Below are 25306 nucleotides of genomic sequence, written 5' to 3' on the forward strand. Positions count from 1 at the left end.
TACCGGCCTCCAAGGGCCCTCGAGGATCCTCGGCGCCTTCCGGCCGCGGCGGGGGTGTCACAGAATTCCGGCAGGCGACGTTCCCTTGTGCATGACGACGAACATGCCCTCGCTGCACGGACTGACCCGCCATTACTACGAGGCCCGCCGCGAAGTCCTGGCGCACGCGGGAATCCCGGCGACGCCCTGGTACCAGCTCACTGCCGAGGAACGCCAGATCGCCCAGGCGGAAGCTGACATCGTCCGGGAAGCCCTCCGCCGGGCGGCTGCGGAGCAGGAAGCCATAGACACCCATTTTCGGCGGCCGGCCCGCGACCTGGCGGGGCAGCCTGAGGTCACGATCTGGTTCGCCAACGCCTTGGCCGCCGCGAAGGTGTAACAAAATCCGGCGGACGACGTACTACTAAGTGCAGCGCGTGGCACCGGTCGTCTGAGCCGCTTCCCTCCTGAGGCCAGCGACGGCCCGCGATGCACCCCTGCCGGGGTGAAGGCCCACCCCCCGCCCCCCGGGGGACGGCCTCACCCCGGCACCGCTTCGGCACGGACCTGGTCCCCTTCCCCCGGGTTGCACCGGTCCGTGCCGAAGCCCCCCGCCGCGGCTGGTCGGGTATCTGGGCATGGACGCCCGGCCAGACCGCGACACAAGCCGCAGGCGGACCGCACCCTGCGCCTCATGTCGCGTTCGCTCCCGCCCCCACGCAATCCTGTGGTCCCCCCAGCATCCGAGCTGCGCCATTCGCGCCCCGGCGTCGTTTCCCGCGATGCCTCGAACGTCGCCGACATCCTGCTCCGGCTCCCCGTCCCGGCCCGTCGGCAGGCCTTCAAGCACCAGATCACCGCCCGCGAGCGGCCGTACGTCATGACGGAGGTAGAGCGCGCCACCGGATCCCTGTACGGCCTGTGGCGGGATTCGCCGTCGGCGTTCGTGGAGGACGTCCTCGGCGAGACCCTGTGGTCCAAGCAGCGCACGGTGCTGGACGCCATCGTCGACCACACCAGAGTCGCCGTCCCCGCGGGGTTCGGCGTCGGTAAGACGCACTTGGCGGCCCGGGCGGCGGTCTGGTTCGTCAACGTGTACCCGGTCGGTACCGCGCTGTGCATCACCACCGCGACCCGGTTCAGGCAGGTGCAGCGGCAGCTGTGGCCGCACATCCGCAAGGTCGTACCCAGGTCCGGGCTTCCCGGCAAGGTCGACACCGTCCAGTACAAGATGCCCGACCCGTTCGGCAACGACTTCGTCGCCGCGTATGGGTTCAGCGCGCCCGCCAACGACGAAGCGGCCATGCAGGGCATCCACATGTCCCACCTGCTGCTCATCGTCGACGAGGCCGGCGGCATCGACCCGTCGATCGGCGCAGGCACGAACAACTTGCTCACCGGCGGCCACGCCGCGATGCTCGCCATCGGCAACCCCGCCATGGACGATCCGGCGTCGTGGTTCGAGGAGCTGTGCCTCGAGGGCGACGACCCCGAGGAACCCAAGACGGTCACCGTGCCGATCTCCTCCCTGGACTCCCCCGCGATCACCGGGGAGCGGGTGCCGTACTGCAACGACTGCCCGGCCGGCGTCGCCCGGCACTCCCTGGCGGAGCACATGCCGGACCAGGACTGGGTGGACCGCACGATCCGCTCGTACGGCGAGGACCACCCCTACGTCATCGCGAAGGTCCACGCGCGGTTCCCCAAGGGCGGTGGCGGTCTCGTGATCCCGCCGACCTGGATCGACGACGCCATGGACCAGGACAACCCCACGGGGCCCGGCTGGCGGCGGCTGTGCGACCTGGGCCTGGAGGGCGAGACCGCGACCCACACCGTCCGCGAAGGCGCCTGGGTACGCCTCGGCGTCGACGTTGCCGCAGACGGTGGAGATGAATTCACCGTGTACCGGGTGATAGGTGATGCTGTGGAGTTCCGTCACGCCTCCGCCGGCGCCGCCAACGACTCCCAGGTCACCGTTGCGGAGAAGGTCCTCGAGGAGATCCACGCCGCGCAGCGCCTGGCCGATGCCCTCGGCAGCCAGCACCCGGTCCGCGTCAAGGTCGACAAGAACGGGATTGGGCACGGCGTCACGTCGATGCTGGAGCGCTGGGCCGACAGCGGCCGCCACCGGGCGCAGATCGTCGGCGTTATGGTCTCCGAGTCACCCAGCCAGGACGATCCCGGCGCCGTCATGCGGCCCTGGCGCAAGCGCGACGAAATGTGGCTGGCCACCAGGTCGCTGCTCCAGCCCGACCCGTCCACCGGCCGCGGCCGGCTTCGCCTCCTCGTCGACAAACGGGCCGCAGCTCAGCTCTCCACCCCCAAGCTGCTGTCCAACACCGGCGGCTTCGTGCAGGTCGAGTCGAAGAAGTCCATGAAGGGCAGGGGAATGAAGAGCCCCGACCGGGCCGAGGCCGTACTGCTCGCGTTGTACGAGCCGGAACCCCTCATCCAGCCCCGGCGCCGCGGCCTTCTGAACTAAATCCGTTGCCCCGGCGTACAAATCTCCAGTGGAGGCGGCAAACTCTATTGCCATGAGTACGATCGCTCGGCCGGCCCCCGCACGGACCTGCCCGTCGTCCGCCCAGGCGGTCCCCCTCGCTTCCGTGCCCACGTACGCCCCGGCGGTGGGTGCGCTCGAGCGGGTCCTGGACACGTTCCGTACGGTCAACAGGACCAGCAAGGACATCGTCTCCGACGCGCGTCTGCAGCAGCTGGAATGGGTGGCCGCCGAGCTGGCCATAGCGCTTCCCCTCGGGCTGTCCGAGACCGCCGGCGAGTCGCTCGCCGACCTCCTGGCCCCCGACGCGGTCACGGCATACCTGGCGCTCGCCCGCGGCGGGTTCCTGCGCACGATGCCGACGGTCGACACCGATCCGAGCAGTTTCGACGCCTCCCAGCGTATCCGGATCTACTGCCTCGAGGCCTTCGCCCGGCAGGCGAAGGTGCCGTTCGAGGCCCCCGACATGCCGCCCATGGAGCTGCGCCCCACGTGCTCGCCGCGCTTCCGCGACGTGATCACCGAGCACCTGCACGAGGAGGCCGAGAAGTGGCCGGACGCGGACCGGCCGGACGCGATTGTGCGTGGACTGGCCATGTGGGGCGTCATGTGTGATGCCCTGCCCCGCCTCGGCGAGCTGGAGGGGATGCTGCTGCCCGATCTGACACTGACCGAGGACAGCTACCGACTCGCGATCATCCGTCAGCCGCAGGGCGGTCTACGCGGGAAGATCCCCGAGCCGGAACTGGTGGCCCTGTCCGACGAGACTGGACGGCGGATCGGTGACTGGGTGGAGCGGCGCGAGAATCTGATCAGCCGCCTGCAGGGCGGTGTCCCGCGCCACTTGTGGCTCTCAGCGTTCCCCCACCCGGATGCCGGGGTACCGATTCTTCGGCGCGGGATCAGCAAGTGGTACAAGAAGGTCGCCGACGCCGTGCAGGTCAAGCAGGATGCTGCCGGCGTACCTGCTGACGGTCTGGTGCCGACTCGGTGGGAGACGATGCGCCGGACCCTCCTTGCCGAGCGTCAGGCCCTTGAGAGCTGCACCGGATGACACCCTCGTCTCCCCTGCACCCATCAGGCAGCCCTGACCCCCTCCGGCCTTAGTTCCTGCGACCTCAGCCATAGAAGGCGCGCCCCGACGAGAGCCGCGGCCCGAGTCCGGCAATGCGGGATTCGCTCAGCCCCCACCGGCATCAGCCACGCTATTTGCTTGCTCGCCCTTGCCCGGCCACGACGGCGAGCGCTGTTGGGTGCCGGGCGGTGGGACCACCTGGGAGCGCGCTCGGTCCGCGCGCAGCGCGGGGCGAGAGGGCGAGCAGCCGCCCGCCGGGGGGCGTAGCCCCGGCCGGCGTGCGGGGCCGGGTACCCCGCGGACCCCAGCCCGCCACGGTCCGGCGCGTCGGCGATGTCCTCAGCGGCAACTGACCCGATCCTGGGGACGGGTCGCTTACCACTGTGTTCATGTCCAGGGTGCCAACGACCTGTTCCCCACGGCGGCCCGCAGGCTGCACGTCAGGCGGTCGAACGGGGTGCGGCGGCCGCGGCGGTGCGGGTTCCTTCTTTGCAGATAGTGGCACCGTTCTGACCTGCGCTAATGCGCAAGTTTTGTGCACTGGCACGCACAACTGGATGCGGTGCCAGCCCGGGTTTTGTGCAGCAGCACGCACAACCTGGCTGGCACAAATTGATCAGCGAAAGTTGTGCGGCGGCAACTCGGATCGCATATCTTGTTGGATATGCTGCCTGTGGCAGGTAGGACGAATAAGGGAGCAGGTCAGGTGCCACAAGCAAGGCGCAAGGCGACCGATCCTGCGGGGCGCACACTCAAGCTCGAGCTTGCGCCGAAGCCACAGGTCGACGACCCGGCAGGGCCCTCGCAGGCCAAGGTCCTGCTGGATACGCTGACGAAGATCAGCCGTCAGGGCGGCTTGATCGCCTCCGACGGCGAGAAGCAGGACTTCAACCTGCTGGGCGGCAAGTACTTCATCGCCGAGTCGGTTGCGCTGGAAGACAACCTCTGGCGCTTGAACCTGCCGTTGATGGCACACCACCTGCTCAGCCACTTCAAGGCGAACCATGACCCGGAAGGGCAGACGAAGGTCACGCAAGCCGCACTCGGCGTGCACTTCGGATGCCACCACTCGAAGATCAATCGGGCCTTGAAGGCCTTGGATTCAGTCAACCTGGCATGGAAGGCCCGGCAGGGCCTGTACCAACTTCACCCCGGCGCCTCGTACCGTTGGGGAAGCCGCCGACAGCGCGCGCTCGTAGAGAAGCTGGCGCCGGTGCTCAAGGACCGGCCGATCGTGATCCCCATGCCCGAGATGAGGAAGCCATGAGCGGCGTACCCCTGGTGCACAACCCCGCGATCTGGGAGAACCTTCCGAACGCCCGGATGTCCGGGACGGCCCGCGACGTGTTCGACGTCCTCACGTCTCGGCAGGAGCCCGGCGGCCTGGTCGTCATCAAGCAGAAGGACATCGCGGAGAAGCTCGGGATACAGCAGTCCGGTGTAGGCCGGGCTATCGGTGATCTCCGAGACCTCGGCATTCTGCACGCACGTACGACGCCCGGCCGGTACCGGATCAACCCCATGCTGGCCGGCTACGAGTCGCTCGCGCATATGGTCAACACGCTCAATGACCCCAGTACAGAGGTGTGGGGCTTGCGGTACGACGCCGGAGTCCGGCCTCCCCGCCGCCTCGATGCCCGGGCCGGAACGGACTTCGACCCAGACCCCGACGGCGGCGAAGACGCCCCGATGCCCGAGGCGCAGCCGTTCCTCCGCATCGCCGGCTGAGAAAGCACGACGAGGCCCGGAACGCGTTCCGGGCCTCCGCCGGTTTGCAAACGGATGACCTTGGTGCGCGGGTTACTCGAAGCCCGTGTCGAATCCCTTGAGCAGTGGCGTCAGCTCATGGGCCGCGCCGCACAGGGCGCATAGGCGGGTACCGGGCCGCTCCGCGGCGTCCAGCGCCTGTTTCCAGCCCATGACGGGCGCCCCGGCCGGTGCCTCCTCGCAGTCGACTGCATGGACTACGGCGCGATCAGGGCCGCGGCGCGCGCTCAGCTTCTGCACTACCCATCCGTGCGGCCGGCGCGGGCCGAGCTCGGCTTTCAGCGATGGTGGCCGAGCTTCGTCGTCGGGCAGGGGGTGGGTGGGGACCGCCTCGTACGCGGCCGGATCCACCCCCTCGGCCGGCCGCACGTGGCCTGGGGCGTCCACCCACATCCGCGCCGGCGCCGCTGCCATGACGCCATCCTCGTCGGACACCCACAAGTCGACGGCGACCAGGTAGTACCAGCCGCCCGGGAGTTGCCGCCGTTCCAAGAGGAGGCCCGTCACTTCGTCCCCTCCCGGGAGCCGTACCCGCACTGGGGGCGGCGTGGGGGGCGGATCGACGTTCACGAGGCCCACCGTACGGCGTCAAGTCCCGGGAACAGCGTCAGGGCCTGCTGCGGAGCATCACTCCTTGTACGCAATCGGACCGAGGCCGTTGTGCGCCCGGTCCAGTGCCCCTTGCAGAGTCTTCGCGGCTCCGGCGGCGATGGTCAGACCCGCGTACGTGGCCTCGAGGTCGTCAGCGAGGGTGTCCTTGTCGCTGCGAAGGCGTCCGCTCTCCTCCAGGCCTTTGATGAACGCGGCGAGCTGGTCGAGGGCCTGTGGCAGGCGGGCTGCCATTGCGGCGAGATTGGCGACCGTGCTGTACGCGTCAGCGGGGTACTCGAATCCTTCACGGGCCGAGCGCGTGAGGTGGTTCAGGTCTCGGATCGCCTCGGCGGCGACGTCGGAGACGGCAGCAGCAGTCTTGTCTGTGGTCACGGATTCCATCCCTCTTCGATAGCCGGACAGGTGATCAGGTGGCGTTGGCGAGGGCTTCGTTGACCAGCCGCATCTGCTGGTCATCGAGCAGGGTGACGATCCGCTGGAGGTCGACCCGGTAGTGCCCGGTCAGGGAGACGGCTACGGAAAGGATCGCCTTCTGACTGCTGGAGGCCTTGAAGGCGTCTTCCTCGAGCAGTTCGCCGATGCGGTCCCACCCCAGGTGAGAGCGCCCCTTCTCGTCGAGTTGTACGACCTCTGACCAGGATTCGCCGAAGAGGTCGTACTGCGGTCCTTCATCAGGGGTGAGGAATCGCCGCAGCCAGTAGCCGCCATCGTGGTGGCCGAGCAGGTGGATCGCGGCGAGCATTTGCTCATTGCCGATACCGTCCGAAGCGGCGTCGATGAGGGCTTGGGCTGGCGTCTCGATGGTCATGATGATCTCCATTTCGGCAAGCGCTGCGGACGGCCAGGCACCACTATGTCGGCCCTGGACTTTGCCCGTTGTGCAAACGCTTGGTCCGTGGTCTCGGCTACGCTTTACTCAGGCCGCGCACCGGCCCAAGCTCGTCTCAGCCCATGACTGGGAGCACTGAGGCGAAGGTGCCAGGACGTCGATGTCCCAGCGCATCAGTGCAGAGAGCACCACCAGGCTCCTCAACGTACGACGCTTCCGTATGCCCGCTGTCTTCTCGCTCGCGCGCATCGGGTCATGGGTAACCGCTGCATGCGGAAAGATGAGAACACCGTGGTCAAGAAGCACGGGAAGAAGCAGCGCGCCCGCCGCAAGGCCGCGCGAAGCGGGGCCTCGTACACGTCGGCGGCCGCCGGAACGAGCCACGTCCACCAGCCGCAGCCGGACCTTGCCGCGTACGACGCGTGGCCGGACAGCGGCCTCGGACTGCCCGCGGACCGAGACCTTGCCGCTCGGCTGATCGCGGCGGCCCGGGCGTCATGCCAGCCGTGCCAGGAGTCGCTGGCCGAGCAGGCACGTCGTGTCTCCCGGCCGACGGTGGCCGCCCTGGCCGGAGCCGTCTACAGCGGCCTGGCCGGCCTCCGTCCAGGTGCCTTCGCCTCGCCGACCACCCGCGGCTGGGCCCCGCACGCCAGGGAGGCCGCTGCCCGAGGTGACAGCACCGACGCCACGGGGCGCGTGATCATGATGGAGGACGAGCAGGTCCGCGATCTACTGGAGGACGCCCTCGACCACTGGGCGATGGGCGCTCCGCTCCCGGCCGGCCTTGTCGAGAAGCTCGCCGAGGCCCCGCCGCGCCAGCGCCCGGCCGACCCCATGGACGCCTTCCGGGAGGCCGGGATCAAGGTGTTCACGCTGGACGACCTCGACCTGGGCGACGACGTCGACGCGTACTACCTGGCCCCGACCTACGGGGTGACGCTGATGAAGACGAACACGCCGGACGGGCAGCCGATGCCGATGCTCGTGCTGTACCCGGAGACCGAGGACGCCGGGATCGAGGACCTGGAGGCCCGCACCGACTGGGAGCACTGGGGCCTGCACGGGATGCCGGACATGGCCTCGCAATGGCGGGTGCGCGCCCGGATCGCCGACCGGTCCCTGCGCGGCCTCGTCCACGTCGGCCCGGACGGCGAGACCGACATCGAGCTGTGGCGGGCCGCCGAGACCGTCAGCCTGCCGGCGCAGTGGTGGGACCTGCTCGACCGCGCCCAGCATGTCCTGGTCGTCGGCCCCGTGAAGTCGCCCGAGGACCCCGGAGCCCTGGCGGCCGCTGGCGACGCGGGCGAGCTCCTGGCCGTCGTCGCCCGCGTGACGTTCGTCTGAGAGCCGCCCGCGCCCGCCGCGAGAGAAAGCCGACCCCCCTCTTGAGCAGCAGCACGGATCCGCTCATCCACGTCGCCGACGTCCTCCGGGCCTGGGAGGCGACCGATCTCACCGACGGCAGCCAGGCCATGGTCGTCGCGGTCGTCCTGGCCGACGGCACCAGCGCCAACCTCGCCATGTCGCGCCTGGTCGCCGCCCGCCTGTGGGGCGCCCTCGACGGCCGCGACCTCACCTTGCTCGACCCGCCCCCGACCACAAGGAGCTGAACCATGCTCACCGGCACCCAGCACGAGAGCCCCGCCGAGGAGAATGTCTCCGACCTGACGGCGGGTAGGAACCTGTCCTTCGACGAGTTCGCCGCGGAACTCGGCGCGATCGAACTGCGGCTGCGCCAGCTGGCCCGGGCCGCCGAGACCCCAGCCACCCCGGTCGAGGTTGCCGACGCCATCGACTCCCTGCGCTCCAGCGCCTCCACCGTGCGCGAGCTGGGCCAGCGGATGGACCTGCTGGCACGGATCGTCGAGGGCGACGTCCCGCTCTCCACCGCCTTCCCCACCGGAGATCCGTGGGGCGTGGCCGCCCGCGGCACCGACCGTACCGACTTCGGCGGGCCCGCGATCGTCCCGACCATGTGGCAGCTGATCCGGCTGGCCCAGGACGGCAAGCGCGCGGCCGCCGGCGGACGGGAGACGACGACCTACCCGAAGGCGATGGCCGGGATCGGGATCGGATGGGAGTCCAAGGCCGCCTCCGCCCGGCGACGTCGCGAGCGGGACGCCGCGGTCGCCGTAGAGGTCCTGCGGATCGCCTGCGAGAAGTGCTCCGCCGGGTCTGGCGAGCAGTGCCGCACCGCGAAGGGCTGGGCGTCCGATAGGCCGCACGTCGGCCGCCAGCGCGAGGCAGAGGCCACCGTGGATGCCACGCTCGGATACCTCGGGGAGAACCCGGTCGCGGTACCCGACGCCTGACGGCGCGGTACACCTTCGGCCATGGCCGAAGGTGTACCCGCGAACGACGAAGGCCCCCTGACTGCGTCGGGGGCCTTCGGTGCCTGAGCTGGTCTTGCGTTTCGATCCTCGCCATGGGCGCTTCCACACCGGGGTGTGAGTCATCCCCTGACACAGGGGCCAATCCGACCGGGTTTCCCATGGCCCCGTCCGGTACCTCCGACTCTACCGACGCGGCGGCCGAGCAGACAACTATCGCCGGGACTCGACCATTTGGACTTTCGTTCGGGTACGGTGCGGCACCACCCGAGCGGGAAACATGGTCAGTGATCAGGCACCGAAGGTGCGACACCGAGCACCCGTAGTTGAGTGCAGGCGTGCGGCTCCGGGGTTGGCTGGTGGGGCGGCGAGAATGGGATGCGCGACTTCCAGCAATGCCTGTACCTGCGGCGGGGTCGCGGGTTCCTCCTCCGCGATCGGCTCGAAGCCGGGCAGGTCAACGAGGAGATCCCTGTGCCAGACCGCGGAGGCTTCCACCATCCTCACCGAGGGCTCGGAGGGCGGAATGGCGACCTTGATCCTGACCAGGTCTGGGTGTTCGTCCGACGGCCCGATTTCGTCGAGCTGGCAGTGCATTACCAGCGTCTTCCAGCCCTCTAGAGGCAGCTCCCCGGAGAGGTTGCCGCGGAGCGATTCTGTGGTCATTGCACCGCTCTGCGGGTGGCTCACGCCGGCTCCCCCGCCACGGCGAGGATCCTCGTGGCCTTCGTCGTGCACTCCGCACAGGCCCCGTTGTGCAACTCGCTGCACACCGCGGCCGCGACGGCCTCCAAGGCCTCCGTGCAGGCGATGCGCAGCAGCCCTTCGGCCTTCTCGGAGCACGACTCACAGGCGGACGTCTTGCCGGGGCGGTCGCCGCACGCGATCAGGGCTATGCGGGCCGCCTTGTCCGGGCGTCGGGAGAGGGGGAAGACGATGGTGGTCATCGACGGCTGTCCTTCGGCGCTCGGGACTTGTGGTGGGCGATCGGCTTGAGGTCGCCGCCACGGTGTTCGTACGCGGTCATTTGCTGGCAGTGCGAGCACCGGTAGGCGGCGTAACGGCGAAGAGGGTCGGCGGCGGACTGCGGGCTGCCCTGGCGGCCGCCGGCCATCTCGCACGGCCCTGCGTCCCCGCACCAGTCGCAGGCAGACGAGTAGTGCGTGATCACGGGAGCCAGCGTCCAGGGGGACCAGGTGATGGGGCGACCGCCGTGCTCCGCCGGGAGTGCGGCCGGAGCGTACGACGGCGGGTCGGGGACCGCCCACAACCGCCGGGCGGGCCCGGCCTCCGGCAGTTGTTCGGCGGTCCCGGTGCCGACGAGGCGCGGTGGCGCGGGCTCGGGCTCGCCGCGCAGTGACCGCAGGCATGACGGGCACACGCTCGCCTCATCGACCGTCCCGGCCCACGGCCGGACTCCCGGCGCCTGCTCCCGATCCTGGCAGCACTCCAGCGGCACGGTGAACATGGTCGCGGCAGGCGCCTCAGCCCCCTCAGTCGCGATGTGCAGCAGCAGCCCGCCGGCGGCCCGTACCACCAGCCGACCGCCCCACGGGGCCGCGGCCGGCGCTTCGACGGCGAGAGCAGTCATCGGACCTCCGCCGCGAGAAGGGGGACCAGCTCGGTCCGCTCAAGGCGCGCCCGGTATGCCCGGCGACGCGCGGCGTGCACGCTGCGCCGGGCAAGGCAGAGCTCGCCGGCCGGGACATGGCAGGTAGGGCAGGGCTCCGCGAACGGGCCGTGCCGGAACCGCCGGTGCGTCTCGTATGCGGCGTCCAGCATGGCGTCGACGCCGGTGAGCGGGCGGATGACCTTGGAAATCGGGCCCGTGAGGGTGGTGCTCATGGAGGGGCATCTCCTGAGTCGGTTGGCGGCAGTCCGTCTACTTCGGCGTCGGCACAGGTGCGTCGGGCCGGATACTCAGGCGCGAGATCTGACGCTCCGACCTCACGGCGTTCCAGGCGTACACGATGTAGCTGAGCTGCTGGGCCCAAGGGGTGGCGCTTGCCTTGGAGCGGTCGGCGGTCACGCGGTTTCGCAGCGCGAGGACGGGATGGCCGGCGGACAGATCGGTGCCGGACGCCAACTGCTCGAAGAAGCGATCACACTGCTCGGCGTCGATGGCGTGCATGAGGAAGTGCGCGGTACCCAGCGCGGACTGCGGAAGCAGGGGGAACGCTGCCCGGGTCCGCGAGGCGACGTCGGCTGCGCGCCGGATCTCCGGGTGCTGCTCCAGCAGTGCCTTGCTTTCGGTGACGGTGGGGCCGATGCGGCGGTTGAACTTCCGGTCGCCCTGCTGCCAGGCCCAGACCCGGCGGATGACGGCGGCGACCGTCGTCGCGTTCTGCTCGTCGGCCAGGGCGAGGGCGTCAGCGGTCGTGCGCCGCATGCCGGAGTCCATAGTGGACTGCGTCTCGGCGGGGAGGCCGCCGACGACGAAAGTGGTGACCGGGATGCCGGCCTTCACGATGGCGTGGAGCCGGTGCTGGCCGTCCAGGATGTTCCCAGCGGTATCGACCTTGATGGCCTCGCCGTTGAGGAACCACGTGCCGGCCTTCATGTCGCGGGCGTAGTCCTCGACCGTCTTGGCACGCAGGCTGCGATTCTTCGAGTTGCGGCTGAGCATCAGCTCAGCCACCGCGGGGTTCAGCGTGACCACGTGCGCGCTGGGGGCGGCAACGCTGCCCGACGGCTCCTGCGCGTTACCGGGGGTACCAGGGGCTTCGAACAAGGCAACAGCCATGGAGGGGCATCTCCTCGAGAGTGCGTTCAGGGCGAGGGTGGTAACCCCCACACTCCTTAGTACGTATGTCGCCGAAATCTGTTACACCCCTGCCCTGCATTGCCGGGAAGAAGCCCTTCGGCGTGGCTGTTTCTGCAGTTCAGAGCGCTGGTAGTTCGGCGATCACCAGCGAGATCCGTGCGTTGCCGGTGTTCACCGGCGGACCGATGACCGGGTTCGGTCCCAGCAGGTGCAGGTGGTTGTCGTCTGGGAGGAGACCCGCGTCGATGAGTCCGTCGACGTACGCCTTCGCGCTCGGCGCCCAGTTGCCAGGGTCACGCTTCCGGTTAATCGGCCGGGGGTGGAGCGCGTAGAACACCGCCGCTCGCTGGATGCTCGGCAGTCCGTTCGCTTTGGTCACCTCCGCGGCCTCCGCGCGCAGCCGCTTCCGAATCCGGTGCACCGCCATGTGGTGGAGCCGCTGGTTGCTCGTCAGCAGCTCCCCGTACGGCATGAGTAGCGTCCACACCCGCCTGACCCCCGCCAGCCCAGACAGCAGCGGTAGAAGGTCGATGGCGGCCGGCACGGACGGTGGGCTCGGGGACACAGGCTGCCGTGCCTTCGCCATGCCGCCCGAGCGGGTGGCTACGCCCCGAGCACGGCGCGCCTGCAGCTCCCGGAACTCCGCCGCCGTCATCCTCACCATGGGATCCGTCCCGGGGCGCAGACGGCGACGGGACCAGCAAGACGGGGCATCAGCTCTCCAGGGCGACGAAACGGGACTTGGCCAGGTTGGCCGTAGTGCCGCGTTTGTGTCGCGCTGTACCCGGTCACAACCTCCGTCCGTACTTCGCAGCCAGTAGGACGGACAGAGCGGTGCTGACCGTGGCAGTATGGAGCTGCTTCCTCCCCGCCTCCATGGGGGGAGGACCCTGATGAGCCCGTGTCCCATGCGGCCACGTAGCTCTGCTCCCCGCACTGCGGGGATGGCCCGATCTCGGGTGTCGAGTCCTACTCGGCTTTCATGCTCCCCGCGCGCGCGGGGATGGAACGGCGCACCAGCGCGTCCGCCTCTACGCGGACGCCGGCGCTAGTCCCCGCACTCGCGGGGACCCATCCACCCGCGATGTCCAAGGGATCCCCCATGCCCGATCACCAGTGCCCTCAGTGCCAGCGCTTCCGTCCCATCGACCCCCGACTCCCCTGCGTCGGCTGCCTTCGCGGACCTGCGTGGGCACGGTGCGAGCAGTGCGGCGCCTTCCGATCACCGGAAGCTGGCAGGCCATGTTCCTGCTGCGCCTACCTCGCAAGGCGGGCGGCCGAGCGGGCACAGGGCAGGTGGTGCAAGGGATGCGGGACCGCGCTGGGCCCCGATGATCAGTCTCGCTGCGATCCATGTGGCAAGGCGCGCGCCCCGTTCGACCACGCCCAGCGGAAAGCTGCGGCAGAGCGTGAGTTTCCGGCAGAGGTGCGGGGGATGGTGTTGTCGATCCTTTCGTCCGGCGGAACATTCGAAGACCTCCCCGTTTCAGCCTCGCGCGTCCACGGGTTCAAGGCCTATGACGATCACTGGGCGGAGGACCTTGACGCGGCTCTGCTGCGAGGTCGTGACCCATCGTTGCAGCACGGCCGGGCACACACCTACCGGAAGCTGCGGTGCCGATGCCCGGAGTGTCGGGAGGCCAAGGAAGCGCAGCGGGGCCCTCGTTTGCCCCGCCCGCGTGGTCGAGGGCTGCGTACGGGTGCATGGCCTGAGATGGCCAGATGAGATCAGGGACGCCCGGGCCGTACCAGCGGCCCCGGCGGTGCGGGTGTCCGAAGAAGAGGTCCAGGCCGCGCATGTTCATACAGCGGACTGCCAGACGATCAGAAACCCGTCACGGCTGTGACGGCCGACGGTCCTCGCCCCTGGCCGCACCGCACGGGCCTTTCGTACCTGTCATCCGTCAGCTGTCTGCAGATTCTTCTTTCGGTCCCACGCCTCCCTTTTAACCAGCACGGCATCTTCAAGATCGACTCTCGCCCGGGTGGGCGCTTTAGGTGCACGAGGGAACACTTTTGGTGATGGAGTGGGCGCCGCTTTAATAGCCCTGAGCTCCTTGATGCCTGAAATACCCGCAGCGAGCACGTAGACCATGCACGCGAATGCGAGTATTGCAATAACCAGCATGGGGACATTCATGGCGCTCACTCCGATGGCCGGGAATTTAGCACTTGAGCTGCGGCCATTACTCCGCATATGAGCATAGCGAGAAAGATTACCGGGCATGCGATCATCAAGGTTAGGTCTACGTCAAGAGCAACTCTACTCCTGATCGCCTCTTCCTCGGCCTGGTACCGCCAGCCGTACGCCGTAAGGCCGAGCGTGGCGACAACGAGGCTTCCTGCGGCAACCTTGACGCTCTTGCTGCTGGTGTGGATCCCGCTGAGGCGGGCAGACTGCAGCTCGATGTTCCCTGCGATGGCTATGATCAACCCCGAAACGAGAAAGTCGCTGCTGGTGAACCAGAGGGGGAAATGGTATTCGTGCCGTGACCCGAAGATCGCCCTCCAGAGTGGGCAGCCAATTACGATCACCGCAGGTATGACGGCGGAGGCGAGCAGCCATCTTCGAAACGCGGCTGGACTCGATTTTATGCCGTTGCTCGCTGTGGCTGTGCCAGGGGTCATTACATCCCATCCCCTAGAAGTCTCACGGCCCGGTCTGGTGCTCTGCTGTAGCCCTCCATTACAGGCTATGCCGCATCCCTGCCGGGCGTCCTGCCGGGCCCCATGAGTTGGACGCCCCGGGCCACGCGCTCCCCGTCCGTCCCGCCCTACCGGCCCGCGCCGTCGGCGTCGTCGCCCCACATGGCGGTGATGGCGGCGGGGTCGGGGTCGACCAGGTCCGCAGAGGCGCTCTCGCCGCGGGTCCGCAGCGCGGCGGCGATCTCGGCGGAGTGCAGGGCGCAGGCAGCGTCGACGAACTGGGCAACGAGGCGCTCGGGCATGCCGGCCTCGCGGGCGAGTGTGGACAGCCGGGCCGCAGTGCGGGCGGTGGTGGACGGGATCGGTGCCACGCCTGCTGCCGTGGCGGTCTCGGCGAACGCGGCTCGAAAGACCCCGACCAGGCGGGTGTCCATGTGGTAGGCGGTGGTCTTGCTCCAGCCGTTGGGGCCCGGTCCAGTGGGGGTGAGGATGCGGGCGAATTCCGCTGGCCACCACTTTTTCCTGACCGCGGCGTTGGTGTGCTTGGTGACATTTCCGGCGGCGGTGTTGAGCTGGTGGCCGTCTCCCCTGGTGGCTCGGAAGGTGTCACAGTCGGCGCGGCCGCCGGCGTCGGCGGCCAGCCGCAGCAGGTAGGCGGCGTCCGGGAGGACCTTGTCGATCAGGCGGCGGACGAGGTGTACCGGGACAGGGTGCGGTGCGGGTTCGTTGGCGGTGACGGTGATGCCCGGCTCGGCAAGGAGGCGTGGGAGCCAGTCCTTCGTGGCGCCGTTGACGGTGAGGTGAAGGTGGATGGTCACGGCAGGAAGCCTCTCAGAAAATGCAGCCGGATGCAGCGGGTTGCAGCAGAGTGCAAGGAGAGGGGTGGAGTACCGGCCGGTGGCGTCCCCCCTCTCTGCTATTACCGCTGGTTACCGACAACAACTGTGATTGTTGTCGGTACCCTTGGCGGGACGTCAGAACAGCAACCCGAGGGGTGCACGTGCTGCTCACCGAGCCGAACGACTTCACTTCCTGGCTCCTCGCCCAGGCCGACGAGGTCTCGCCCATCGCCGACCTCGCCCGCGATGTCGAGCGCGACGATAAGTGGCCGACACCAACTGACTTGCACCCCGAGTCGCTTGAGCTCTACCAGGAGCACATGGAGGACTGCGGCGCGTCCGATGACGCGCTGGAAGTCCTCGAAGACGCGTGGCGCCTGTTCCAGGACCGATGGGGCCGCACGAAGCGGCGGCGGCAGAATCTGGACCTCGACGACATCCGAACCTACTGCGAACTGGAGGAGCAGGGTGTCCGCCTGTACCTCGATGACCGCGTTCGGTACTGCGGCCGCGAGGGAACCATCATCGACACCGCCGGCCGGTACCTCCTCGTCCTTCTCGACGGCGATCGGCAGTCAACCCGCTGCCACCCGACGGCGAACATGGAGTACGAGACGAACACCGGCTGGGTGAAGCCCGCCTCGAGGCCTCCGTTCGCGTCCCACAGTAGGACCGCACGGTGAGCGCCTCCGACCTCGACGAGGTCACCGCGCGGACCTGGTACGAGTTCGTCCGCGAGCGCCTGGAGGACGAGCTGCGGGACGCCTATCCACTGTCGGACGAGTCCCCCGTGGACGCGTACCGCGCCGAGCGCCGCGCCGCCCAGCAGGAACACCTCCAGTTCGTCGACGCCCTCGCCCGAGGGGACAGCGCTGCGGCCGAGGATCACCTCTGGGGTCTGAGGAACCGCGCCTCGAAGTGGAAGGCGCACGCGGAGTACCCCGTGCCGATCTCCGACGGCACCATGCCCTGCCCCGTGCCCGCCCCCGAGACCGGCCACCCATGCACGAAGCGCATTCCGCCAGGGTGGGCCGCGTACGAGGGGCACGGCGGCGGGCACTTCTGGCAGTCCCCCCAGGCTGCCGAACTCCAGGCGCGCGGCGCCCACTACGACCCGTCGGTCCTCCTCTCCGGGCGGCCGACCGACTGGCACCTGCCGGAGAACTGCACGCCGGACTGCTGGCGATGGCGGGACCGGTGAGCATGCACAGGGAGCACAAGATGAATCGCGACCCCATCACCCGAGGCGTCACCCTGCCACAGGGGGCAATCGAGGCGGGCTACCTGGCGCCCGGCGCTGTGGAGACCGTCAACGTCTCCGAGGACATCCGGCGCGAGGAGCCATACATCGTCGAGCAGATCATCCTTCATGCCCTCGCCGAGTTCAGCCTGGGTGGCCCACCTATGGGAAAGGACGAGGCCCGACGCTGGCTGAGCCTCTACCTGCACCAGGTCGCCGAAGGCCACTCGCCCGTAGACCTGGGAGTGCAGGCGTGAGCCGTGACCACAGACGGATCACCGTGCTGTTCGGCCGGGAGTACGAATGGATCTGGGCTGAGGGCCGCTTGACCCTGGAGCCGAACTTCTGGCAGCTCAACACGTCCGGGCTGGTCCACCGCGGCATCCGCCCCTGGTTCACGCTGTGAGCATCGACGCCTCGGACGAGGAGATCGTCGACGCAGAGCTCGTCGAGGACAGCGAGCTGCTGCCGGCCCGGGCTGCCCGGCTGCTGGTCGATCAGCACACCGTCCTTCGCCCCGGCCAGGCCATCCCCACCACGGCGGACCGCGGCCCTGGATACACCGGGCGGGACATCTACCTCTCCGACGCCACCGCGCAGGCTCTGGAAGAGGTCGACGAAGAGTCCGGCACGCGGAAGGACGCCGTACGGCGCTTCGAGCGATGGTGTGCCGAGCACGATCGGGTGGCACACCCGTGCACCACCGCCACGTTCACCGAGTACGGCAGGCACCTGATGAGCCAGGGCCTCAAAGTCAGCACGATCAAGAACTACATGTCCCTGGTCCGAACCCATCAGCCCGCCGGGAAGCAGCCCGATAACAGCCTCTACCTGCAGCTCCTCAAGAAGTACCGCGCGAAGAACAAGCGCGCGAGCCGCAAGAAGCAAGCCTTCCCGCTCACCCTCCCTTACCTGGTCCCGATGATGGCCAAGGCCGAGGCAGACGGCCGGCCGATCGGCGTCCGTGACGCCGCCCTGCTCGCCTTCGGCTACCGCTTCCTCGCCCGAAGCAGCGAAGAAGTCGACCTCGACATCGAGGACCTGACCATCCTCGACGACCGGATCCTCGTCTGGCTCGCCAAGGACAAGACGCATCAGGACGAGGATCAGACGATCACCCTGCACGACCGGGCAGACCTCCAGCTAGTCGCACGGATGCGGCGCTGGCTGGCCCACCTGGCTGCCCATGGGATCACCACCGGCCCCCTCTTCCGGCAGCTGCATCCGGGGGGCCGCCCCGCGACCGGGTTCCGCGAGAAGGTCGCGACCAAGCGCGGCGACTACCTGCGAGGCCAGACCGTGAACGAGCGGGTGAAGCTGTGGTTCAAGGCGGCCGGACTCGTCACCGACGGCCGCCCCGTCTCATCTCAGGGCCTGCGCGCCGGCGGTGCGACCGACCTCGCCGAGGCCGAGGCGACCGACGAGGAGATCCAGGAAGCCGGCCGGTGGAAGAAAGGATCCCCCATCCCTCGCGCTGTCTACGTCCGGCCGGTCCGGGCCGCGAGGAGGGACCCCTTCGCCAGGGTCCCGATCCACGGAACCGAGGCAATCTCGCGCCACCCTGTCTCCGGGACGACGGGACCGGAACAGTGACCAGCTACCGGGTCGTGCTGCGCTTCGAGGAGGGTGGCCCCACAGTTACCGGCTGGTGGGACGTTCTTTCGGCGGCCGAGCGCCGGTACACCTCATGGGTTGGGCTTCACGGCAGTAACCCGATAGCCGTGATCACGGTGATCGAGGAGGGCAGCGCCGGGGACAAGGTGATCCGGCGATGGCCCCCGGCTGAGGAGGGGAACGGGGGGTGAACGCATCTCGGCCTCCCCCCTCCGGTGAAGGCCGAGATCGTCCTGTCAGCTCGCAGGACAGCTGTCGGCTGTCAGAGCCGTGCGGCAAGCTGGACGGGGCGGGTGCCCTCCTCGATACCGGCGAGGGGGACTCCCGCCCGTCATCAGCGCCCTCCGCCAGCGTTGGCGGCGAACGTCGACCAGGCCGCGGTCGAGAAGGCGAGAATCGGCGCGCCGGTCTCACCGTTCCGCTTGGAATCCCGGACGTGGATGGCGCCCGGCTGGGGGCACGCCTCGACGCACTGGTCGCTTGTTCCCCCGCTGTAGGAGGACTTGAACCACTGGCCGTACTGGCGGACGTTGCTCGTCATGCAGATGCCTCTCGTCCGATGGAGCCGGTGAAGGACGCCCACGCAGTCATGGAGAAGCCGAGGACGGCCTGCTCCGGCTCATCCTTGCGCTTCGAGTCCCGGACGTAAACGGTGCCCGGCTGCGGGCATGCCTCCACGCACTCTCCGCTGGTGCCTCCGCTGTATGACGATTTGAACCACTGCCCGTGCGGACGGCCGGTGTCGGAGCTGCTCATGATGCTGCTACCTCTCGTGCTACTCGATCAATAAATGCAGGGGTTTCATGCACGGGCAGGGCGCCCTGGGCGAGCTGGTCGAAGCGGCGGCTGAACTGCTTGACCATGCGTTCCTTTGACAGCACGCGTACCTCACCGCCCACCCCAGAGCTCACAACGGCCGGCCCGGGGAGTTCCTTCCGATCGAAGTCCAGGATGAAGAACTCGCCACCCACGACGCGGTACGCAGGGGCCTTCGCCGGGATGATTCGCACCGTGACGTTCGGCAGTGCCGAGAGTCGTCTGATCTCCTCGTACTGGGCCTGCATGATTTCGGGACTTCCGACCCAGTTGGTGAGCGCGGACTCATCCATGATGCAGACGAGTTCCATGCCTTCCTCAGTGATCCGCTTCTTCCGGGTCACTCGCACCTCAACCGCGTTGTCCACGAACTCAGATGTGCGATCATCTGCGATTCGAGCGGACTCGATCAGGGCACGGGCGTAGTCCTCGGTCTGGAACAAGCCGTTCACGACCATCGGGGTCCATACGCGGGCGCTGCGCGCGCCGGACTCGAAGGCCAGAAACGTGTTCAGCCCTGAGGGAAGAACGGAGACCTTCGGGCTCCACCAGTCACCGCCCTTGGCGTTGCGGTACCAGTCAGCAAGCATCTCCTGACCCTCGAATGGCACCTTGTACTCGTTGAGGAGCTTCATCAGCTGGTCTATGCGCTCGAACCCGCTCTGCCCGGATTCGACCTTGCTGATCATCGAGGCCGAACGGAGCCCGATCGCCTTCGCCGCCTGGTCTCCCGTCAACCCGGCTTGCTCACGTAGACGGGTGAGTTCGGCTCCGAGCATGATGCGTAGGAACGTCGACCCTACGTGTGCCGCCATGGTGCTCCTCCCCTCAAATTCGGGCCGCCTGTTCCGATGGTGACAGCCCTTGTGCGCCTCGTCTCGGGCCCTGCTCGTCTTCCCATGCCTCCTGCTGACCGCATCTGGGCCCCTGTGCGTCTCCCGTCATATACCAATTCACTTCCCTGGGCAACTGACTGGGCACAGTCGGTTGCACGTGAACTCCCGTAGGTAGGACGGTAGTCGAGCCGCCCGGGAACCGGTGTCCACTCGCCCCACCTGCCCCGGGTCCTGGGCGGCTTCCACTGCCATGCCTGCCTAGGAGTACGCCGTGACGGCCTTCACCGAGCTGCGGTTGGACGACTGGATGGATCGTGACAACGCCAACCAGCGTCGGTGGACGCCCCTGGCCGAGAGCTCGGTACGGCAGGCTGATCCGCTGGCGCGGTTGTGGGGAGTTCGCACGGATGGGGTACGGGCCGCGTGGGAGCAGGCCCGGCAGAACGGCCGGATGCTGAGAGTCGTCCGCTATGTGCATGCCGCTGAGCACGAGGCTGGTGCCCAGTTTGAGGCGCTGGAACTGGTGGCGAAGTCGCGGCACTGGCTCGTACGAGACGAGCCGTGCCTGGACGTGGAGCCGGCCGTGCGCCTGGAGTACCGCACCGGCCTGAGCGCCGCGCGGCTGCTGCTGCGGGCCGGCTTCGCCGACGGGCTGCTCGCGCCGACGTACGAGCACATCAGCGCGGATCTGAGGGAGTACGAGAGCTTCCTCAAGCAGATGGCCGCACGCGGCTGGTTCGTGGCGCTGGCGCTGTCGGAGACGGGCCGGTGAATGGCTTATGGACGTGGCTGGACCGCAGGCGCTGGATGGATAGGTACGGCGGCTGGCGGCAGTGGATCTTGCAGGCGCTGATGGTGCTGTTCGTGATCGGACTGATGGTCGCGTACTGGTACACAACGGAGAGAAGGGACGATGAGCGTGGATCACGCCAGAGCCGAGGATTCGAACGAGCTGCCGGTGCGCACGCCGCAGCAGGAGTTGAGGCGGAAGCGGGTCCTGGAGGAACTGGAGCCCACCACCGAGGACCTGTTTGCCGGTGCGGCCCGCGAGTACCTCTCGGCGATCGGCGGGGGTAACGCCCGTCTCTCTCGTCGCGGAGGTACGGCGTGAGCGGCCTGCCGACCCTGACGAACGACCTCGCCGTTTCCCGCCGGGTGCCGGCGGATCCGATAGAGGCGTTGCGCAAGCGCATGGACTGGGACCGCTTCTACTCCAACCCGGAGCCGCAGGAGAACCTGCCCTTTACGAAGGTGGAGCTGGAGGGGATCCGGCGGCACGTCCTGGGTGCAGGGATGAGGACGGCCGTGGACGTGGGCAGTGGCTGGGGAGTGCTGACGACGGCGCTGGCCCGCGAGGGCCTGCGTACGACCGGCTACGACTGGTCGCCGGTCGCTGTGGAGCGAGCTCGCGACTTCTGGGCTGGCGAGAGACGACTGTCGTTCGAGGCCCACGACTTCCTCACCAGCACCGCACCGCGGGCTCTGGTGCCGGGCAGCGTGGACGTGCTGGCGTGCCGGCTGGTGCTGCCGTACCTGGATGTGCAGCGCTTCATGACCGACGCCCGCCGCTGGGTCAGGCCCCGCACGGGAGTCGTGTACGTAGTGGTGCAGGTCTGGGAGCAGCAGCCCGACGGCTACTTCCGCGGCTACCCCAACTCGGTGATCGAAGGCCTCCGGGAAGGCTGGCGGCACACACAGCGCTGGGACCTGGACTGGTCGGAGGAGTTCACGGCGCTGGCCCTGACCGGCCCGACAGGCTACTGAGCCCGCTGCCGTCCCCGTGCCCAGCCAGCCCCAGGGCGGACACAAACGCCCTTCCACGTACCAGGGAGACGACGATGGTCCACGAGGGTCCGATGACGGCTGAGGTGCTGCATGCGCTGTTGGCGGAGCGCGACGGCGTGTGGGACAGACCAGACGGGAACTGGTTGCCTGGGCCGGCCACTGAGGCACAGAGGCACGCGAACTCGGTCTATCGCCTCGGGTCCAAGGCCCTACGTCGGAACGAACTCGACGCAGCGCTTCGCTGGCTGACCGCAGCGACACGGGAGCAGCACCCGGGGGCGGTGTTTCGGCTGGCGGCGGCTTCCTCGCGGGTTGAGTCCCCGTGGTCCGACTGGTGCGTAGGCATGCTGGTGGGATGGGCGGCCGTGCTGGGCCACGGAGATGGGATCCGGCTGGTCCCACTCCTGTCCAACCCGGACGCACAGGCGAAGACCGGCGACTGGGAGGACCCCGAGTTCGCGCCGGAGATTTTGCTGGCACTCAGCACGGCGCCCGGTCTCGACCTTCCGGAGGAGTGCCATGTGTGAGCACCAACCGCCGTGCCCCAGCGCCGACAGCGCCGATCACGATGCCGCCCGCACCGTGGCTGCCCACCCCGAACAGGGCTGGAGCCTGCTGTGCAATGGCGCCGTGCTCTTCGACGACACGGGGGAACTGTTCCCGGACGGACGGGCCATCGGGCCGCGCCGACCTGCCATGGCGGCTTGACGTGCTCCTCGCGGTAGCGATCAGGGCGCTTCTTACCCGCCCGCAGCCCGCGGCGCCCCGGCTCATGGAGGGACTGGTCGCCGCGGACGAGCAGCGCTGCGAAGAACTGCTCCGGGCTCTGGCCCGAAAGAAGGGACCCATGCCGCTCTTCCCAGCCCGCAGCCTCGCAAGAGCTGCAGCAGTGTCGCCCGGTGAGCTGGTGTCGCCGCGAGAGAGCTACGACTGGCTCTCCCGCGCCCGAGCCGCATTCGACCATCACCAGGTCTGAGCCGCGCCGGTCCGCACGGTTCCGACCGACCGGCAGCCCGGCACCGTAGGGCCACCCAACCCACCACGTCCCGAGTGACCACCAGAGGTGTCGGGGTTGCGTGTGCCGGCGCCGCACAACCCCGACATCGGGATTGACCGATGCCGTTGCAGATCAAGAGAAGGGACCGAGAGGCTGTGACCTCGACGAAAACGTCCGAGCTGGGGGGTAGCACGATGCTGGTACCGCAGTGGCGCGTGACGGTGAACTCCCGATGTGAGAGGGCCTGTGGCTACTGCCGGCCGTCCGGTGAGGCGGTGGCGACGCCGAAGGGGGTCGAACTCGCTCCGGAGGACCTGCTGAGGGTGGCGCGCGCGGTGCGGGCCCGCGGGATCACCAGTGTGAAGCTGACCGGCGGCGACCCGGCACTGTACGGACCGCTGGTGGAGGTGGTGCGAAGGCTCCGCGACGAGGCGGGGTTCACGGACATCGAGGTGATCTCCCGCCACCCGCGGATTGGAGAGCTCGCCGGCGATCTGGCGGCGGCCGGGGTGACGCTGTTCAACGTCTCCCTGGACACCCTCGACCCGAACCTGCATCACGAGATCTGCAACGTCGACGACCACGGCCAGGTCGTCGACGCGATCAAGCAGTGCGTGGCCACCGGTCTCCCGGTCAAGGTGAACGTGGTGGTCCTCTCGGGGATCAACGACGCGGAGGTGACCGATCTGGTGCAGATGTGCGAGGGCGCCGGCGTGGAGAGCGTGAAGCTGCTGGACGTCATCAAGGACCTCGATCAGGGGGCGGAGTCCTTCTCTCGGCGGCTGTTGACCAAGCGCGGCAAGAGCCTGGCCGACGCATACGTGCCGCTCGGGGAGATCACCGAGGGCCTGCGGGGCATCTCGGTCCGCGAGGAGACGTTGCAGCAGGGCGGCCTGGGCCACCCGATGACCGTCCTTACGCTGGCCTCCGGCATGCGGGTCGTGGTGAAGGACTCGAACGCCGGGGCCTGGTACGGATCGGTGTGCCGGGGCTGCGTCTTCTTCCCCTGCCACGACGCGCTGATGGCGCTGCGCCTCACCTCGGACATGCGCCTGCAGTTCTGTCTCCTGCGCGACGACAACACCGTCGACCTCGCCGCGGCCGCGGCCGAAGGCGGCGAAGCCCTGGAGAAGGCGGTCGACGCCGCGTTCGAGATGTACGCCGACGCCTACTTCCGCACCAGCTCCCCGCAGCCGGAGGCCGCCCGATGACCGTCATGCTCGGCATGCCCGCCCTGACCGCACCCGCGGCCTTACCCGTGGAACCGACCTCGGAGTCCGGCCGGCCGCTCGTGATCCTGGCCTACCCGAAGATCGATCACGAGAAGAACTACGTCTACTTCTGGATGCCCTTCGCGCTCCTGACGCTGGCCAAGCCGCTGATGGAGTCCGGGCTGGTCGACGTTGTGCTCTTCGACGGAAACCAGCAGGACGCGGCCGCTTGGGAGAAGCTCCTCGATGAGGAGCTGGAGCGGACGGTGTGCATCGGCGTGAGCATCATGACCGGCGGCGGCCAGATTGGGCACGCGCTGGACATGGTGGCCTCCGTGAAGACGCGCCCCCACTGCCCGCCGGTCGTCTTCGGCGGCCCCCACGTGAACGTGCTGGCCGAGCAGACCGCGGCACACCCGCTGGTCGATGCGGTCCTGCAGGGGCCCGGCCAGAACTCGATGACCGCCTACGTCGCCTCGCTGCTCGGACGCACCCGCCGCCAGGACGTGCCCGGCCTGGTGACCCACCAGTGCGGCCAGACGGTGAAGGGGCCGCTCAACCCTCCGCGAACCGGCGCCATGGGTGCCTACCCGTGGCACCTCCTCGACATCCCGCGCTATGTCCGCGATGACCCGACGGTCGCGACCCGCACCCTGAACTACATCTCCTCCCAGGGCTGCGTCTACATCTGCGACTTCTGCTACGAACTGGTCTACCAGCGCAAGTACTCGGCCATGCTGGCCGACGACCTGCTCCGGGACATCGCGGACCTCAAGGCCCGGTACGGCATCAACGGGGTCAAGTTCTACGACGCGGACTTCTTCGTACACCTCCAGCGCGCTATGGGGTTCTGCGAGGGTCTCATTGAGCGAGGCCTCGACTTGAAGTGGGCCGCGTCCATCAACCCGAACGACATCCTCAAGGCCCGGAAGAAGGGCATGCCGTTGCTGGAGCGGATCGCGGCCAGTGGCTGCACCCGCCTGCTGATGGGCATGGAGTCCGGCAACGACCGCGTCCTGGGCGAGATCGTGAAGAAGCAGATCAGCCGGGAGAAGCTGCTGGACGTCGCCCGGGAGATCGCGGACAACGGGATCCTCGGTTCCTACACCTTCATCGTCGGCTTCCCGGGCGAGAGCGAGGCGGAGGTGGAGGACACGTACTCGCTCATCGATGAGCTGCGCGCCTTGTCCCCGACCCCGGAAACGCGCGTGCACCTGTTCGCCCCGTACCCCGGAACGGGTCTGTACGACAAGGCCCTGGAACACGGCTTCGTCCCGCCAGCGACGCTGGAGGACTGGTCGCACTTCGACTACTACACCTCGCTGACGCCCTGGACGAGCCAGGCGACCGCCGACCGAGCCCGGGACGAGACGCGAATGAGGCTGGCGCCCGCCCAGTAACCCCTTCTATCGTCACGCTGTGTGCCCGGGAAGTCCCTCCCCCGTTACTTCCCGGGCACGCACCTC

At 68.5% G+C, this 25306-nt stretch carries 35 protein-coding genes; 20 read left to right on the forward strand and 15 right to left on the reverse strand.

Annotated features, from left to right (window positions below; all coding sequences use genetic code 11):
- Window positions 1-91: 91 nt before the first annotated feature.
- The 5 genes from ACGFYQ_RS33940 to ACGFYQ_RS33960 all read left to right on the forward strand — a co-directional run bounded on the left by ACGFYQ_RS33940 (window position 92) and on the right by ACGFYQ_RS33960 (window position 5282).
- On the forward strand, window positions 92-379 hold the full coding sequence (locus tag ACGFYQ_RS33940; RefSeq protein ID WP_393750044.1) for a hypothetical protein: 288 nt from the start codon (window positions 92-94) through the stop codon (window positions 377-379).
- A gap of 294 nt (window positions 380-673) precedes the next feature.
- A complete protein-coding gene (locus ACGFYQ_RS33945) occupies window positions 674-2461 on the forward strand; it encodes a hypothetical protein (protein WP_393750045.1) in 1788 nt (595 codons plus the stop codon).
- Between the two features lie 52 nt (window positions 2462-2513).
- Window positions 2514-3533 carry a hypothetical protein gene (locus ACGFYQ_RS33950; protein ID WP_393750046.1) on the forward strand — a complete coding sequence of 340 codons (1020 nt, stop codon included), beginning with the start codon at window positions 2514-2516 and terminating at the stop codon, window positions 3531-3533.
- 727 nt (window positions 3534-4260) lie between these two features.
- The gene (locus ACGFYQ_RS33955; RefSeq protein WP_393750047.1) at window positions 4261-4821 is read left to right on the forward strand and encodes a hypothetical protein; all 561 of its coding nucleotides are present in this window, start codon (window positions 4261-4263) and stop codon (window positions 4819-4821) included.
- Window positions 4818-5282, forward strand: coding sequence for a hypothetical protein (locus ACGFYQ_RS33960; RefSeq protein ID WP_393750048.1), 465 nt, complete (start codon window positions 4818-4820; stop codon window positions 5280-5282). Before ACGFYQ_RS33955 ends, ACGFYQ_RS33960 begins: the two co-directional genes overlap by 4 nt.
- A 72-nt stretch (window positions 5283-5354) precedes the next feature.
- On the opposite strand, the gene ACGFYQ_RS33965 is transcribed toward ACGFYQ_RS33960, so the two are convergent.
- Genes ACGFYQ_RS33965 through ACGFYQ_RS33975 form a run of 3 tightly spaced genes read right to left on the reverse strand, consistent with a single transcriptional unit; the run spans window position 5355 to window position 6741 of the window.
- A complete protein-coding gene (locus ACGFYQ_RS33965) occupies window positions 5355-5891 on the reverse strand; it encodes a DUF6233 domain-containing protein (RefSeq protein ID WP_393750049.1) in 537 nt (178 codons plus the stop codon).
- 57 nt (window positions 5892-5948) lie between these two features.
- Entirely contained in the window at window positions 5949-6305 is a 357-nt protein-coding gene (locus tag ACGFYQ_RS33970) for a hypothetical protein (protein ID WP_393750050.1), read from the reverse strand.
- 34 nt (window positions 6306-6339) lie between these two features.
- On the reverse strand, window positions 6340-6741 hold the full coding sequence (locus ACGFYQ_RS33975; protein WP_393750051.1) for a hypothetical protein: 402 nt from the start codon (window positions 6739-6741) through the stop codon (window positions 6340-6342).
- A gap of 291 nt (window positions 6742-7032) precedes the next feature.
- Here ACGFYQ_RS33975 and ACGFYQ_RS33980 point away from each other — a divergent pair, with 291 nt between their 5' ends.
- The 3 genes from ACGFYQ_RS33980 to ACGFYQ_RS33990 are packed head-to-tail and all read left to right on the forward strand — an operon-like array spanning window position 7033 to window position 9074.
- Entirely contained in the window at window positions 7033-8106 is a 1074-nt protein-coding gene (locus tag ACGFYQ_RS33980) for a hypothetical protein (protein WP_393750052.1), read from the forward strand.
- A 41-nt stretch (window positions 8107-8147) separates the two neighbouring features.
- Complete coding sequence (locus ACGFYQ_RS33985; protein ID WP_393750053.1) at window positions 8148-8372, forward strand: hypothetical protein; 225 nt, start codon at window positions 8148-8150, stop codon at window positions 8370-8372.
- Window positions 8373-8375: 3 nt separating this feature from the next.
- Window positions 8376-9074: a hypothetical protein gene (locus ACGFYQ_RS33990; RefSeq protein ID WP_393750054.1), complete on the forward strand. Its 699-nt coding sequence runs from the start codon at window positions 8376-8378 to the stop codon at window positions 9072-9074.
- A 309-nt stretch (window positions 9075-9383) separates the two neighbouring features.
- On the opposite strand, the gene ACGFYQ_RS33995 is transcribed toward ACGFYQ_RS33990, so the two are convergent.
- From ACGFYQ_RS33995 to ACGFYQ_RS34035, 9 genes are all read right to left on the reverse strand, one after another.
- Entirely contained in the window at window positions 9384-9782 is a 399-nt protein-coding gene (locus ACGFYQ_RS33995; protein ID WP_393750055.1) for a hypothetical protein, read from the reverse strand.
- A complete protein-coding gene (locus ACGFYQ_RS34000; RefSeq protein ID WP_393750056.1) occupies window positions 9779-10039 on the reverse strand; it encodes a hypothetical protein in 261 nt (86 codons plus the stop codon). Before ACGFYQ_RS34000 ends, ACGFYQ_RS33995 begins: the two co-directional genes overlap by 4 nt.
- Entirely contained in the window at window positions 10036-10683 is a 648-nt protein-coding gene (locus ACGFYQ_RS34005; RefSeq protein ID WP_393750057.1) for a hypothetical protein, read from the reverse strand. The genes ACGFYQ_RS34000 and ACGFYQ_RS34005 overlap by 4 nt, the downstream gene beginning before the upstream one ends.
- Window positions 10680-10937, reverse strand: a complete 258-nt coding sequence (locus tag ACGFYQ_RS34010) for a hypothetical protein (RefSeq protein WP_393750058.1) — start codon at window positions 10935-10937, stop codon at window positions 10680-10682. The genes ACGFYQ_RS34005 and ACGFYQ_RS34010 overlap by 4 nt, the downstream gene beginning before the upstream one ends.
- A 37-nt stretch (window positions 10938-10974) precedes the next feature.
- Window positions 10975-11835 (reverse strand): hypothetical protein, encoded by an 861-nt coding sequence (locus ACGFYQ_RS34015; RefSeq protein ID WP_393750059.1) that lies wholly within the window; start codon window positions 11833-11835, stop codon window positions 10975-10977.
- Between the two features lie 139 nt (window positions 11836-11974).
- Entirely contained in the window at window positions 11975-12328 is a 354-nt protein-coding gene (locus tag ACGFYQ_RS34020; protein ID WP_393750060.1) for a hypothetical protein, read from the reverse strand.
- 1425 nt (window positions 12329-13753) lie between these two features.
- Window positions 13754-13996, reverse strand: coding sequence for a hypothetical protein (locus ACGFYQ_RS34025; RefSeq protein ID WP_393750061.1), 243 nt, complete (start codon window positions 13994-13996; stop codon window positions 13754-13756).
- A 5-nt stretch (window positions 13997-14001) separates the two neighbouring features.
- Window positions 14002-14484 carry a hypothetical protein gene (locus ACGFYQ_RS34030; protein ID WP_393750062.1) on the reverse strand — a complete coding sequence of 161 codons (483 nt, stop codon included), beginning with the start codon at window positions 14482-14484 and terminating at the stop codon, window positions 14002-14004.
- A gap of 146 nt (window positions 14485-14630) precedes the next feature.
- Window positions 14631-15320, reverse strand: coding sequence for a hypothetical protein (locus ACGFYQ_RS34035; protein WP_393750063.1), 690 nt, complete (start codon window positions 15318-15320; stop codon window positions 14631-14633).
- A gap of 182 nt (window positions 15321-15502) precedes the next feature.
- Here ACGFYQ_RS34035 and ACGFYQ_RS34040 point away from each other — a divergent pair, with 182 nt between their 5' ends.
- The 5 genes from ACGFYQ_RS34040 to ACGFYQ_RS34060 are packed head-to-tail and all read left to right on the forward strand — an operon-like array spanning window position 15503 to window position 18174.
- The gene (locus ACGFYQ_RS34040) at window positions 15503-16024 is read left to right on the forward strand and encodes a hypothetical protein (protein ID WP_393750064.1); all 522 of its coding nucleotides are present in this window, start codon (window positions 15503-15505) and stop codon (window positions 16022-16024) included.
- A complete protein-coding gene (locus ACGFYQ_RS34045) occupies window positions 16021-16542 on the forward strand; it encodes a hypothetical protein (protein WP_393750065.1) in 522 nt (173 codons plus the stop codon). Before ACGFYQ_RS34040 ends, ACGFYQ_RS34045 begins: the two co-directional genes overlap by 4 nt.
- 20 nt (window positions 16543-16562) lie before the next feature.
- Entirely contained in the window at window positions 16563-16838 is a 276-nt protein-coding gene (locus ACGFYQ_RS34050) for a hypothetical protein (RefSeq protein ID WP_393750066.1), read from the forward strand.
- Complete coding sequence (locus tag ACGFYQ_RS34055; RefSeq protein ID WP_393750067.1) at window positions 16835-16987, forward strand: hypothetical protein; 153 nt, start codon at window positions 16835-16837, stop codon at window positions 16985-16987. Before ACGFYQ_RS34050 ends, ACGFYQ_RS34055 begins: the two co-directional genes overlap by 4 nt.
- Window positions 16984-18174 carry a tyrosine-type recombinase/integrase gene (locus ACGFYQ_RS34060; protein ID WP_393750068.1) on the forward strand — a complete coding sequence of 397 codons (1191 nt, stop codon included), beginning with the start codon at window positions 16984-16986 and terminating at the stop codon, window positions 18172-18174. Before ACGFYQ_RS34055 ends, ACGFYQ_RS34060 begins: the two co-directional genes overlap by 4 nt.
- Before the next feature lie 355 nt (window positions 18175-18529).
- On the opposite strand, the gene ACGFYQ_RS34065 is transcribed toward ACGFYQ_RS34060, so the two are convergent.
- From ACGFYQ_RS34065 to ACGFYQ_RS34075, 3 genes are read right to left on the reverse strand one after another with little or no spacing between them, the layout of a single operon-like run.
- Complete coding sequence (locus ACGFYQ_RS34065) at window positions 18530-18736, reverse strand: DUF397 domain-containing protein (RefSeq protein ID WP_393750069.1); 207 nt, start codon at window positions 18734-18736, stop codon at window positions 18530-18532.
- Window positions 18733-18951 carry a DUF397 domain-containing protein gene (locus ACGFYQ_RS34070; protein WP_393750070.1) on the reverse strand — a complete coding sequence of 73 codons (219 nt, stop codon included), beginning with the start codon at window positions 18949-18951 and terminating at the stop codon, window positions 18733-18735. Before ACGFYQ_RS34070 ends, ACGFYQ_RS34065 begins: the two co-directional genes overlap by 4 nt.
- A complete protein-coding gene (locus ACGFYQ_RS34075) occupies window positions 18948-19826 on the reverse strand; it encodes a helix-turn-helix domain-containing protein (RefSeq protein WP_393750071.1) in 879 nt (292 codons plus the stop codon). The genes ACGFYQ_RS34070 and ACGFYQ_RS34075 overlap by 4 nt, the downstream gene beginning before the upstream one ends.
- 292 nt (window positions 19827-20118) lie before the next feature.
- Between ACGFYQ_RS34075 and ACGFYQ_RS34080 the strand changes: the two genes are divergently transcribed.
- The 7 genes from ACGFYQ_RS34080 (at window position 20119) to ACGFYQ_RS34110 (ending at window position 25240) form a co-directional block, all read left to right on the forward strand.
- Complete coding sequence (locus ACGFYQ_RS34080; protein ID WP_393750072.1) at window positions 20119-20619, forward strand: hypothetical protein; 501 nt, start codon at window positions 20119-20121, stop codon at window positions 20617-20619.
- A 141-nt stretch (window positions 20620-20760) separates the two neighbouring features.
- Complete coding sequence (locus ACGFYQ_RS34085; protein WP_393750073.1) at window positions 20761-20958, forward strand: hypothetical protein; 198 nt, start codon at window positions 20761-20763, stop codon at window positions 20956-20958.
- On the forward strand, window positions 20955-21611 hold the full coding sequence (locus ACGFYQ_RS34090; RefSeq protein WP_393750074.1) for a class I SAM-dependent methyltransferase: 657 nt from the start codon (window positions 20955-20957) through the stop codon (window positions 21609-21611). The genes ACGFYQ_RS34085 and ACGFYQ_RS34090 overlap by 4 nt, the downstream gene beginning before the upstream one ends.
- 365 nt (window positions 21612-21976) lie before the next feature.
- Window positions 21977-22159, forward strand: a complete 183-nt coding sequence (locus tag ACGFYQ_RS34095; RefSeq protein ID WP_393750075.1) for a hypothetical protein — start codon at window positions 21977-21979, stop codon at window positions 22157-22159.
- On the forward strand, window positions 22152-22340 hold the full coding sequence (locus ACGFYQ_RS34100) for a DUF5999 family protein (protein ID WP_393750076.1): 189 nt from the start codon (window positions 22152-22154) through the stop codon (window positions 22338-22340). Before ACGFYQ_RS34095 ends, ACGFYQ_RS34100 begins: the two co-directional genes overlap by 8 nt.
- A 483-nt stretch (window positions 22341-22823) precedes the next feature.
- On the forward strand, window positions 22824-23840 hold the full coding sequence (locus ACGFYQ_RS34105) for a radical SAM protein (RefSeq protein WP_393750077.1): 1017 nt from the start codon (window positions 22824-22826) through the stop codon (window positions 23838-23840).
- Window positions 23837-25240 carry a B12-binding domain-containing radical SAM protein gene (locus ACGFYQ_RS34110; protein WP_393750078.1) on the forward strand — a complete coding sequence of 468 codons (1404 nt, stop codon included), beginning with the start codon at window positions 23837-23839 and terminating at the stop codon, window positions 25238-25240. The genes ACGFYQ_RS34105 and ACGFYQ_RS34110 overlap by 4 nt, the downstream gene beginning before the upstream one ends.
- The last annotated feature ends 66 nt before the right edge of the window (window positions 25241-25306 follow it).

The organism is Streptomyces sp. NPDC048258 (assembly GCF_043201995.1).
GTDB lineage: Bacteria > Actinomycetota > Actinomycetes > Streptomycetales > Streptomycetaceae > Streptomyces.

Excerpts from the sequence above, each read along its gene's own strand:
- ACGFYQ_RS33940 (WP_393750044.1), top strand. The coding sequence starts at position 92 with ATGACGACGAACATGCCCTCGCTGCACGGACTGACCCGCCATTACTAC.
- ACGFYQ_RS33945 (WP_393750045.1), top strand. The coding sequence starts at position 674 with ATGTCGCGTTCGCTCCCGCCCCCACGCAATCCTGTGGTCCCCCCAGCA.
- ACGFYQ_RS33950 (WP_393750046.1), top strand. The coding sequence starts at position 2,514 with ATGAGTACGATCGCTCGGCCGGCCCCCGCACGGACCTGCCCGTCGTCC.
- ACGFYQ_RS33960 (WP_393750048.1), top strand. The coding sequence starts at position 4,818 with ATGAGCGGCGTACCCCTGGTGCACAACCCCGCGATCTGGGAGAACCTT.
- ACGFYQ_RS33975 (WP_393750051.1), bottom strand. The coding sequence starts at position 6,741 with ATGACCATCGAGACGCCAGCCCAAGCCCTCATCGACGCCGCTTCGGAC.
- ACGFYQ_RS33980 (WP_393750052.1), top strand. The coding sequence starts at position 7,033 with ATGCGGAAAGATGAGAACACCGTGGTCAAGAAGCACGGGAAGAAGCAG.
- ACGFYQ_RS33990 (WP_393750054.1), top strand. The coding sequence starts at position 8,376 with ATGCTCACCGGCACCCAGCACGAGAGCCCCGCCGAGGAGAATGTCTCC.
- ACGFYQ_RS34000 (WP_393750056.1), bottom strand. The coding sequence starts at position 10,039 with ATGACCACCATCGTCTTCCCCCTCTCCCGACGCCCGGACAAGGCGGCC.
- ACGFYQ_RS34005 (WP_393750057.1), bottom strand. The coding sequence starts at position 10,683 with ATGACTGCTCTCGCCGTCGAAGCGCCGGCCGCGGCCCCGTGGGGCGGT.
- ACGFYQ_RS34010 (WP_393750058.1), bottom strand. The coding sequence starts at position 10,937 with ATGAGCACCACCCTCACGGGCCCGATTTCCAAGGTCATCCGCCCGCTC.
- ACGFYQ_RS34015 (WP_393750059.1), bottom strand. The coding sequence starts at position 11,835 with ATGGCTGTTGCCTTGTTCGAAGCCCCTGGTACCCCCGGTAACGCGCAG.
- ACGFYQ_RS34020 (WP_393750060.1), bottom strand. The coding sequence starts at position 12,328 with ATGCCGTACGGGGAGCTGCTGACGAGCAACCAGCGGCTCCACCACATG.
- ACGFYQ_RS34025 (WP_393750061.1), bottom strand. The coding sequence starts at position 13,996 with ATGAATGTCCCCATGCTGGTTATTGCAATACTCGCATTCGCGTGCATG.
- ACGFYQ_RS34030 (WP_393750062.1), bottom strand. The coding sequence starts at position 14,484 with ATGACCCCTGGCACAGCCACAGCGAGCAACGGCATAAAATCGAGTCCA.
- ACGFYQ_RS34050 (WP_393750066.1), top strand. The coding sequence starts at position 16,563 with ATGAATCGCGACCCCATCACCCGAGGCGTCACCCTGCCACAGGGGGCA.
- ACGFYQ_RS34065 (WP_393750069.1), bottom strand. The coding sequence starts at position 18,736 with ATGACGAGCAACGTCCGCCAGTACGGCCAGTGGTTCAAGTCCTCCTAC.
- ACGFYQ_RS34070 (WP_393750070.1), bottom strand. The coding sequence starts at position 18,951 with ATGAGCAGCTCCGACACCGGCCGTCCGCACGGGCAGTGGTTCAAATCG.
- ACGFYQ_RS34075 (WP_393750071.1), bottom strand. The coding sequence starts at position 19,826 with ATGGCGGCACACGTAGGGTCGACGTTCCTACGCATCATGCTCGGAGCC.
- ACGFYQ_RS34085 (WP_393750073.1), top strand. The coding sequence starts at position 20,761 with ATGAGCGTGGATCACGCCAGAGCCGAGGATTCGAACGAGCTGCCGGTG.
- ACGFYQ_RS34095 (WP_393750075.1), top strand. The coding sequence starts at position 21,977 with ATGCTGGTGGGATGGGCGGCCGTGCTGGGCCACGGAGATGGGATCCGG.
- ACGFYQ_RS34100 (WP_393750076.1), top strand. The coding sequence starts at position 22,152 with ATGTGTGAGCACCAACCGCCGTGCCCCAGCGCCGACAGCGCCGATCAC.
- ACGFYQ_RS34105 (WP_393750077.1), top strand. The coding sequence starts at position 22,824 with ATGCTGGTACCGCAGTGGCGCGTGACGGTGAACTCCCGATGTGAGAGG.
- ACGFYQ_RS34110 (WP_393750078.1), top strand. The coding sequence starts at position 23,837 with ATGACCGTCATGCTCGGCATGCCCGCCCTGACCGCACCCGCGGCCTTA.